The sequence below is a fragment of the Bacillus haikouensis genome (genome assembly GCF_013179555.1).
In the GTDB taxonomy this organism is placed as follows: domain Bacteria; phylum Bacillota; class Bacilli; order Bacillales; family Bacillaceae_B; genus Rossellomorea; species Rossellomorea haikouensis_A.
Window position 1 is genome coordinate 1 of the sequence record NZ_JABMCR010000215.1, and the last position, 7,162, is coordinate 7,162.

Sequence of the window (7,162 nt, forward strand, 5' to 3'; positions counted from 1 at the left end):
TATTGGCAGGGTAATAGAGTACAATCAGTCCCACTGCTGCCGTGATGAGTAAATTCCTGGCAAGTCTCCACTTTCTTGTCATCAGGATATAAAGGATGAAGCCAATTCCGAATGCAAGGATTGAGCCTCTTGAAAAGGTAAGGAAGAGTGTCCCTGCCATCAATATCGATGCGGTGATCAACCATGGTTTATATTTCTCCCAGGACTGCCATGCATACAGGGCGGCGAACAGACAGATGGATAAGTATGTCCCCAGAACATTTGGATTGGCGGTCAATCCGTATACCCTCATTTCATTGACAGAAGACAGGTTCCACTGTTCCCAGGCTTTGGGGACGAGTACAGAACGAGAACTGATAAATTCAACCAGTCCATGTAGGGATAAAGCGGTCCCCATGAGAATGGTAATGATGAGGAAACGCTTGACGTCCTGCTTTGAAATGTTCAATTCACCGACTATGAAGATCATAAGAAAGGTGATCACCAACGCCCTGTTTTGAAATAGGATAGCAGCCAAGTCTACTCCTGTCAGTAAGGCTGCCACCGTTCCAGTCAAGCAGAACAGGATAAAAGCTGCCGTAAACGAATAGACTTTTACTCTTGTCAGGGATTTTCTTTCTTTAAAGATCTTCGCAATCGTCATCAGGAAAAGAAATAGGATGACAGCATCACCCAGATATTTCAATCCGCCATTCATTTCAATTAAAAATGGTCGAATAGGGAAGTATACAAATAATAGAAGTATACCGCTTTTTTTATCCTTTAAGATGATTCCAAGAGATGCAAGGATGCAAATATAAGCCGCTATAGAATTCTGCAAGATCAGCGGGATGAAGAGGCCGATCGTGAAGAGAAGCAGGATTCTCCGGTTTCCGTTCAGCAAAAAAATTCCACCTTTCCAATTGGCTTTGCCGTTTAATGGTTCTGGCTGTCGTTTGGTGTGCACATGCAGACTCCTGCCGGGAAGCGGGACATTCAGAAAGGCGGAGCCTTGCAATGAAATCAACAGCGGTGGTTAACAAAGCCGCCAATTAAAAGCGTTCTTACAAAGTTAACACTAGTATTAGCTTAATAAATGAATTTATAGTTTTATTTAATGTTTTGTAAAGATTCATAAAGAAACGATGAAGAATTGATGACATTCGTTAAAGACTGTCCTTTTTACTTTATTATATAAGCGGAACGGAAATTCCTCTAAAAATGAATTTGTTTGATGTCATTGTACTGTAAACATTTTTAACAGAATATCTATTTCAGTATGTCCGGGACTAAGATAGAATGGGGAATACAAAGTTTACTGTTGAAAGGTAGTAGAAGTGATGAAGAATCAATTTGTTCAAATTTTAGATATCCCTTTTATCAATAAAACGAAAAATGATGTGGTAAATGACATCTTACATCAATATCTTAAAGAGGGGAAAAAAGGGTTCATCGTTACGGCCAACCCGGAGATCGTCATGCATGCCCAGAAAGACCGGGATTATTTCTATACGTTGAGCAAGGCTGACTTGATTGTGCCTGATGGAATCGGGGTCATCATCGCTTCAAATCTTAAGAAAAAACCGCTTCAGGAGAGAGTGCCGGGGTTTGAATTGATGGAAGATTTACTAACAATGGGAAATCTTCATCAACTGAGTGTTTACATAGTCGGGACTAAGAACGAAATTCTTGAAAAGGCTGTAAAGAACATACGGTTGAAGTACCCTGATTTGAATGTGGCAGGATATCATCACGGATACTTTGACGATAAAGATGATACCGTGATTGAAGAGATCCAGGCTGTAAAACCTGACCTGGTGCTTGTTGCACTGGGATGTCCAAGACAGGAAAATTGGATCAAAAATAACATATCCAAAGTCGATAAAGGTGTGTTCATCGGAGTGGGCGGGAGTATCGATATCCTTGCCGGCCATTTGAAGAGAGCACCGGTTTTCTGGCAGAAAATTCATTTAGAATGGTTCTACCGCCTTCTTCAGCAGCCGTCAAGATGGAAGAGAATGCTTGTTATTCCCCGGTTTCTGCTTCGGGTCCTTAAATCCCGCGCATAGTGGTTTACTTACTTTTTTCAAGAAAGGATGTCGCAAATGAAGGTTTTACATCTGAATGCCGGCAACGAAACCGGCGGAGGTATGTTTCATATCCTTTCTTTATTAAATGAGCTAAACCGTTCTGAATTTTACTTAGGTTTGTTTGAAAAAGAAGAAATGTATGATCGTGCACTGGAGCTCAATATGAATGCAGTTGTGTTCAACCAGCAGTCGAAATTCGATTTCACCATCATCAAAAAAATCATTGCATTCATCAAAGAAAATGAGATCGAACTGATCCATACCCATGGGGCCAGGGCAAACTGCTTCGCTGCATTGGTGAAGTCTTTCGTTAAGGTGAAGTGGCTGATTACCGTTCACAGTGATCCGAGGGATGATTTCATGGGCAGGGGTCTTACTGGAAAGGTTTATACTGCCGCCAATAAAAGCGCGCTGAAAAAGGCGGACCATCTCCTGGCCATTTCAGAACGATTCAAGGACATATTGATTGATTTCGATATTCCTTCCAAGAAGATATCCACTATATTAAATGGAATTGACTTCAATAAGAAATTGCCTGCCCCTTATAACAGGAAAGAGCTCGGATTGGAAGAGGATGACTTTGTGATTATCATGGTAGCAAGACTTGAACCGGTCAAAGGGCATAAGGTTGCTTTAGAGGCAATGAAGAAAGTGAACGGGAGCCATCGGAAGGTGAAATTACTGCTGGCCGGGGATGGGCAGATGAGAATGCAGCTTGAATCGTTCACCCGCGATCATGGGCTTGCAGATTATGTGCATTTTCTCGGCCACCGGAATGATGTGGAAAGAATCTATCCGATTGCTGATTTATCGATACTCACCTCTTACAGTGAAAGTTTTCCGCTAGTTCTGCTTGAAGCTGCCCGGGTGTCTGTTCCGGTGATTACAACGGACGTAGGCGGGGTAGATAAACTCATACCGGATGAAAGCTACGGCTGGATCATTCCGGTAGAGGATTCAGACAGGCTCGCTGAAAGCATCCTGCAGGCAATGGACATGAAAGCCTCTGGTCACCTGCTTGAAATGGGCAAAAAGTTAGAAAGTTACAGTAAAAGACAATTTTCTATAGAGCAATTCGCCAATAACGTATATAATGTATACTTGAAGTTACTAAATTGACCATGTATTAATTACCTGTTTCACAAGGTCTAATACCGGGTAGATTAACTACAAGAGGTGTGAAAATGTTAATTCTGACCTTAATTATTTGTTTTTTGTTAACGCTGATCTCGACACCATTAGTCAAAAAACTTGCATATAAAATAGGGGCAACAGATAAGCCCAATCATCGGAAAGTCCATCAGAAGATCATGCCCCGTCTCGGGGGATTGGCGATATTCATCGGATTCATCGCCGGATTCTTGATTCTTCGACCGGAAGATCCATATGCCTTACCCATTATACTCGGGAGTATCCTGATCCTTTTGACGGGCATGGCGGATGATATCTTTGAATTATCTCCGAGGTTCAAATTTGTAGGGCAGCTGGCCGCTGCTTTCACAGTCGTACTCGGAGGCGTTCAGACCGAATTCATCAACCTTCCCTTCGGAGGACAGCTGGAATTCGGGATCTTCAGTATACCGATCACGATCATCTGGATCATAGCCATCACGAACGCGATCAACTTCATTGACGGACTAGATGGTCTTGCTGCAGGTGTTTCCACTATTGCACTGGCAACCATCGGATTCATGGCAGTCATGAAAGGCGACGTTTTCGTTATGTCGATAGCGATGATCCTGTTGGTGAGCACCATCGGTTTCTTATACTTTAACTTTCACCCTGCGAAAATCTTCATGGGTGATACCGGAGCTTTGTTCCTGGGGTATATGATTGCGGTACTTTCTTTACTTGGATTCAAGAATGTCACGATGATTTCCCTCGTCATTCCATTAATCATTTTAGGGGTGCCGATTTCAGATACGGTCTTTGCCATCATTCGAAGACTCATCAACAAGAGTCCTATATCGGCACCGGATAAATCGCATTTACATCATTGTTTATTGCGGATCGGGTTCACCCATAAACAAACCGTTATCCTGATCTACTCAATGGCAGCCATGTTCAGCCTGGCAGCCATCATCTTCTCAATGTCAACGGTTTGGGGGGGCATCATCGTTGTTGGAATCTTACTTCTTGCCATCGAAATATTCATCGAAAGCATTGGACTTGTAAATTCGAATTACCAGCCTCTATTGAAGCTGGTTCGGGCAAGAGGGACAAGGAAATAGTAACAGAAACGACGAATTTCGACCGTAAAAAAAGACTCGAACCTCAAATTAAGAGGTTCGAGTCTTTTTAAGTTTTATTATGAGGCAGCTTCACTCTCTGCTGCTTCTCCATAACTTCCATCACCGGACTGTTCCTCGTCATAGCCTTCGGAGCTTTCCGCCGTGGAAGGATCAATCCCAAGATGTTCGCGTAAATCATTCGCCGTATTGGCAAGGCTTGTATCATCCAATTGCCAGTAATAGACGCCTTCGATATAGGAATCTTCCCCTTCAATGGACAGCGTGCTCAAATTCAGTTTCTTCTGTAATCCGTAACTTGACAGAGCTTTCATTTCATCAAAGGTCATGTTGGTTTCCATATTATCACCGATTGCCTGAATGATATCATCATACTTAGTAAGGGCGTTGGCCGAGATGGCTTTGTTCATGACGCCTTTTAATATTTCCTGCTGTCGTTTTCCGCGTTCGATATCATTATCCATTTTTCTTGTGCGTGCCAGAGCAAGAGCTTCTTCACCATCAAGACTTTGCATACCGGGCTGCAGGTGAATGGCATTCTTTGTATCTTTGGAGTTCTGTTCAAATAGTTCATATGGAACTTCAACATTTATTCCGCCCAGTGCATCGACAACATCGATGAAGGCGTGGAAATTCATCTTGACGTAATAATCGACAGGAATATTGAACATCGTTTCGACCGTTTCAATCGAAGCCTTGGGGCCGCCGTATGCATGAGCATGGTTAATCTTTGTATTATAGCCGACTTCCGGAAGGTACACATAGGAGTCACGAGGGATGCTGACTAACTTGACGGATTTATTCTTCTCATTCAAGGTAGCAAGCATCAATGCATCCGACCGGGTGGCGCTGCCGTAATTCCGTGTGTCGCTTTCATCCACCCCGATAAATAATATGGACACGTTGTCGATGTTGGGGTCAACCTGCTTGTCGCGGAGATCGGACTTTTCCCTTCCTTCAATCGTATTGAACGAATCGTTGAAAACCGTCTCGGCTTTCTTATATAGTAAAGCCCCGTAGCCTGCAACCGAAAAGGTTAAAATTAAGAGGGGCACAACGATGAAATAAAAAATTCGTCTCCTTCGTTTTTTCTTTTTCTGCTGTTTCAAATAATAGCGATCCATGGACATTATATAGTACTCCTTTGTATGGGGATTGATGGAGGATTCTCAAAATTCGACGTAATAACCTAACTTTCATTCTACTATGTATTGCCAAAACCGTAAAATGAAAATTTCATTACAAAACAGAGGAAGTGCCATTATTCCATTACCAGCACTTCCTCCTGTGTTTTAAGTCATTAAATTTTCCAAGTATTCAACTTCACCCTCTGTAATGTCTCCCTGACCATTGGTAAGTTCGGTCATCCAGTCGTGAAATGGCTGCTTAGAGGCTTCTTCCACATAAACCTCAACCTCTACCGCTTCAAGGTAATGGATTTCCTTCAGTTGATAGTGTGAAGATCGCACTTCATTTTCTACTTTTCCAAGCCACGTATAGTCGATTTTCGTCTTCATGATGCGCATCAGCTTTCTTTCAACAATCCCTGTAGCGTTCAAGCCTTCTGATGTCGCTCTCCCATAAGCCCTGATCAGGCCGCCTGCACCAAGCTTGATTCCGCCGAAATACCGTGTGACGACAACGACGGTATCTTTCAAACCGCGCTTTTTCAACACTTCCAGCATGGGGACTCCTGCCGTACCGCTCGGTTCCCCGTCGTCATTGGCTTTCTGGATCAGGTTATTTTCCCCGATCATATAAGCAGAACAGTTATGATTTGCGTCCCAATGCTTTTTCTTTATATCGGCAATGAAGGCCTGAGCTTCTTCTTCGGTTTCTGCCCGATTCACATAAGCGATGAATCGTGATCGTTCGATATTGATTTCATTTTCTCCGTAACCTTTGACGGTATTATAGTAATGTAACAAAGTTCTATCTCCTCCCGATCGTCATGTTTAAGAGTTATACAAAAAGGGTAAAGGTCATGGGTTTTATTCTTCTTTCTACTATAAAGGACATAGAGCCGAATTGCACAGATTACCGAATATGCGGCAAGGGAATATATGGTTCTACATGAAATAATGGTAATACAATGTAACGAAACTTTAATCTCCGACAATAACTGACATGGTATAATTGACGCTGAAAGTAATACTTCCTGTGTTCCTATATATGTTCGTAGGTGAATGGTCTTCTTTTTTGACCGGACTTGCGGAATCCAGTGAAGAGACCGAGAAAACCCTTGTATGGAAGTATTACAGCGAAATATGCCTAGATGAATAAAGGAGATTTATGATTTAGCATTGAAATAGTAATAGGTATATTTTATAAATGATATAATAGGTAGTTGGACACGTATCATTGTCCGGCTGAAGAATAAAATAGCCGATTTATTATTTTTGCAGGATAACGTTGCGAAAATCAGTCGAATGTTCTTCTTGGTATAAGACGAAATGTGGAACCAAAAGAGGGGTGTACCGTGTCACTAAAAAAAATTAACACCAAGTTGCTGGATGTCATCCTTGAGAAAATGGTGGATACGGTCGACCAGAGTAAGGATGAAATCTTTCATATTGGTGAGCAATGCCGAAATGATTTTGAAGATTTGACAAAAGAATTAGCAGAAGTGAAAGAAATGGTGATCAAGGTCATTGATGAAGGGGATGAACTTACCCGTAAATCAAGGCACGCCAGAATCAGGCTTTCTGAAGTGAGCAAACATTTCCAGACCTATTCAGAGGATCAGGTCCGAGAAGCGTATGAAGTGGCCCACGAACTGCAAATGAAACTTTCGATCAATAGACAGTTGGAAAAGCAGCTGCGCGACCGGCGGGATGAGCTTCA

6 protein-coding genes and 1 pseudogene are annotated in these 7,162 nt (G+C 42.4%); 4 read left to right on the forward strand and 3 right to left on the reverse strand.

Annotated elements, in window-relative coordinates; genetic code table 11:
* A partial coding sequence (locus HP456_RS25540; RefSeq protein ID WP_172253455.1) for an O-antigen ligase family protein occupies positions 1–946 on the reverse strand: 946 nt, incomplete at its 3' end.
* 373 nt (positions 947–1,319) lie between these two features.
* Here HP456_RS25540 and HP456_RS17415 point away from each other — a divergent pair.
* The 3 genes from HP456_RS17415 to HP456_RS17425 all read left to right on the forward strand — a co-directional run bounded on the left by HP456_RS17415 (position 1,320) and on the right by HP456_RS17425 (position 4,300).
* The gene (locus HP456_RS17415) at positions 1,320–2,048 is read left to right on the forward strand and encodes a WecB/TagA/CpsF family glycosyltransferase (protein ID WP_172253457.1); all 729 of its coding nucleotides are present in this window, start codon (positions 1,320–1,322) and stop codon (positions 2,046–2,048) included.
* Positions 2,049–2,084: 36 nt separating this feature from the next.
* The gene (locus tag HP456_RS17420; protein ID WP_172253459.1) at positions 2,085–3,188 is read left to right on the forward strand and encodes a glycosyltransferase family 4 protein; all 1,104 of its coding nucleotides are present in this window, start codon (positions 2,085–2,087) and stop codon (positions 3,186–3,188) included.
* A 65-nt stretch (positions 3,189–3,253) separates the two neighbouring features.
* On the forward strand, positions 3,254–4,300 hold the full coding sequence (locus tag HP456_RS17425) for a glycosyltransferase family 4 protein (protein ID WP_172253461.1): 1,047 nt from the start codon (positions 3,254–3,256) through the stop codon (positions 4,298–4,300).
* Positions 4,301–4,377: 77 nt separating this feature from the next.
* Here HP456_RS17425 and HP456_RS17430 read toward each other — a convergent pair whose 3' ends face one another.
* Both HP456_RS17430 and HP456_RS17435 read right to left on the reverse strand, forming a co-directional pair.
* Positions 4,378–5,448, reverse strand: a complete 1,071-nt coding sequence (locus HP456_RS17430) for an LCP family protein (RefSeq protein WP_172253463.1) — start codon at positions 5,446–5,448, stop codon at positions 4,378–4,380.
* A 162-nt stretch (positions 5,449–5,610) separates the two neighbouring features.
* Entirely contained in the window at positions 5,611–6,246 is a 636-nt protein-coding gene (locus tag HP456_RS17435; RefSeq protein ID WP_172253465.1) for a YigZ family protein, read from the reverse strand.
* 551 nt (positions 6,247–6,797) lie between these two features.
* On the opposite strand from HP456_RS17435, the pseudogene HP456_RS17440 reads away from it, so the two are divergent.
* Positions 6,798–7,162: pseudogene (locus HP456_RS17440) on the forward strand (histidine kinase); the annotation flags it as partial.